Source organism: Gemmobacter sp., from assembly GCF_016792925.1.
Classification (GTDB): Bacteria; Pseudomonadota; Alphaproteobacteria; order Rhodobacterales; family Rhodobacteraceae; genus Gemmobacter.
The window spans coordinates 1-2,491 of record NZ_JAEULU010000141.1; the positions used below are offsets into that span (position 1 = coordinate 1).

Sequence of the window (2,491 nt, forward strand, 5' to 3'; positions counted from 1 at the left end):
CGGGCGTTGCTTATGAAAAACCCGAAATCGCGCTGCGCATCGCGCTGACCTATTTCTCCAAGGTCAATCACAAGCTGGACACGATCGAAACCTTTGCCAGCACCGTGGGTCCGGTGCCGGGCGGCGTGCCGCTGGCCTCGGTGACCGGCGTGAACACGCCGCAAGCCGTCAATCTCGATGTGCAATCGGGCATCGCCAAGGACACGCTGCTGTTCGGTTCGGTGCGTTGGGTGGATTGGTCGAACTTCCTGATCGACCCGCAAACCTTCACCGCCGTCACCGGCGGCGGACTGGTCAGCCTGGAGGATACCACCACCTATACGCTGGGTGTGGGGCGCAAGTTCAACGACAACTGGTCGGGCTCGGCCTTCGTCACCTATGAGCCGAAGGGCGATCCGCTGGTCTCGCCGCTGGCGCCGACCAATGGCTACAAGGGGATCGGCCTGGCCGCCGTCTATACCCAGGACAATATGAAGGTCACCTTCGGCGCCCGTTACCTCGATCTGGGCAATGCGCAGCCCGAGACCGGCACGCCCGACACGCCGCGCGCCGAAATGACGGGCAACAGCGCGGTGGCGGTGGGGGTGAAGGTCGGCTTCACCTTCTGATCCGGCCCTCCGGCCCCGAAATGTCTTGGAAGGCCCCGTTCAAAGCGGGGCCTTTTGCCTTGTGCCAAGGCAAAAGACCTGGCGCAGTCGTCATTTCACGGGGGCTTTCATGGCCCCTTTTCTGCGCCCTTTTCAGGGGCTTTTGCCTCTGGCCGCTTTCTCTGGCCCTTTCCTCCGGCCCCGCTTCACGCTAGGAACAGGGCAGCAAACAGGGATGCGGGCGATGATCTACCCCAAGGCAGCGGATTGGCAGGCGGCAGGGCAAAAACAGGTGCTGCTGTTCGGCATGTCGGGCCTTGGCAAGACGCATCTCTCCTCGCTGTTGCGCGGCACCGGGCGCTGGTTCCACTACTCGGTCGATTACCGCATCGGCACGCGCTATATGGGCGAATATATCGCCGATAACTTCAAGCGCGAGGCGATGAAGAACCCGTTCCTGCGCGAGCTGTTGATGACCGACAGTGTCTATATCGCCTCGAACATCACCTTCGACAATCTGGCGCCGCTGTCCACCTATCTGGGCAAGCCGGGCAATCCCGCGCTTGGCGGGCTGGCCTTCGCGGAATATCTGGTCCGGCAGGAACAGCACCGTCAGGCCGAGATCGCGGCCATGCTGGACACCACGCGCTTCATTGCCCGCGCGCGCGAGATCTATGGCTATGACAGTTTCATCTGCGACACGTCCGGCTCGATCTGCGAGGTCGTCGACCCATGGAACCCGGAAGATCCGGTGCTGACCGAATTGTCGCGCCATCATCTGATGGTCTGGATCAAAGGCTCCGAGGCGCATACGGCCGAACTGGTGCGCCGCTTTGATCGCGCGCCCAAGCCCATGTATTACCAGCCGGATTTCCTCACGCGCATGTGGCAGGAATACCGAATGCGCCAGGGCGAGCAGCCCGAGCAGGTAAACCCGGATGCCTTCGTGCGTTGGACCTATGCTCAGGCGCTCGCCCATCGTCAGCCCCGCTACGCCGCCATGGCGGAATGGGGCGTGACGGTCACCGCCGAGGAGGTCGCGCAGGTGCGGGACACGGCCGGTTTCGATGACCTGATCGCCCGCGCGCTGGATCGCAAGTCTGATCCCCGGCTTGACCGGCGCCCCGCCTGATCCCATATCCTCCGCCGAACGGAGACCCGGAAATGCCGATTACCCTGCCCGAGACCCTGCCCGCCTTCGACGTGCTGAGCCGCGAGGGCGTCATGGTCATGTCGCCCGAACGCGCCGCCCGCCAAGACATCCGCCCGCTGCGCTTTGCGCTGCTCAATCTGATGCCGAAGAAGATCCAGACCGAGAACCAGTTCGCCCGGCTCATCGGTGCCACGCCCTTGCAGATCGACCTGCATCTGATCCGCATGAGCGAGCATCAGACCAAGAACACCGCCGCCGCGCATATGGAGGCCTTCTACCGCCCCTTCGAGGAGGTGGCGGCCAGCGGCGAGAAGTTTGACGGGCTGATCATCACCGGCGCCCCCATCGAGCATCTGCCCTTCGAGGAGGTGACGTATTGGGAGGAGCTGACCAGGGTTTTCGTCTGGACGCAGACCCATGTGCATTCCACCTTCGGCGTCTGCTGGGGCGGCATGGCGATGATCAACCATTTCCACGGTGTGAAAAAGCACATGCTGGAGGCCAAGGCCTTTGGCTGTTTCCGCCATCGCAACCTGTGCCCGACATCGCCCTATCTGCGCGGGTTCTCGGATGATTTCGTGATCCCGGTCTCGCGCTGGACCGAGATGAAACAGGCCGAGATCGCCGCCGCGCCGGGCCTGCGCACGCTTCTGGGCAGCGACGAGGTCGGCCCCTGTCTGGTCGAAGATCCCGCCCATCGCGCGCTCTACATCTTCAACCATTTCGAATATGACAGCGACACGCTGAAGCA

The 2,491-nt window shown here is 63.1% G+C and carries 2 protein-coding genes and 1 pseudogene; all 3 read left to right on the forward strand.

The features are described 5' to 3' along the window. Window positions 1-608: pseudogene (locus JNN06_RS07055) on the forward strand (aromatic hydrocarbon degradation protein); the annotation flags it as partial. Window positions 609-831: 223 nt separating this feature from the next. Then, entirely contained in the window at window positions 832-1,719 is an 888-nt protein-coding gene (locus tag JNN06_RS07060) for an ATPase (protein WP_291238891.1), read from the forward strand. A 32-nt stretch (window positions 1,720-1,751) separates the two neighbouring features. Next, window positions 1,752-2,491, forward strand: a 740-nt coding sequence (locus tag JNN06_RS07065; RefSeq protein ID WP_291238892.1) for a homoserine O-succinyltransferase, incomplete at its 3' end; no start/stop codon positions are given.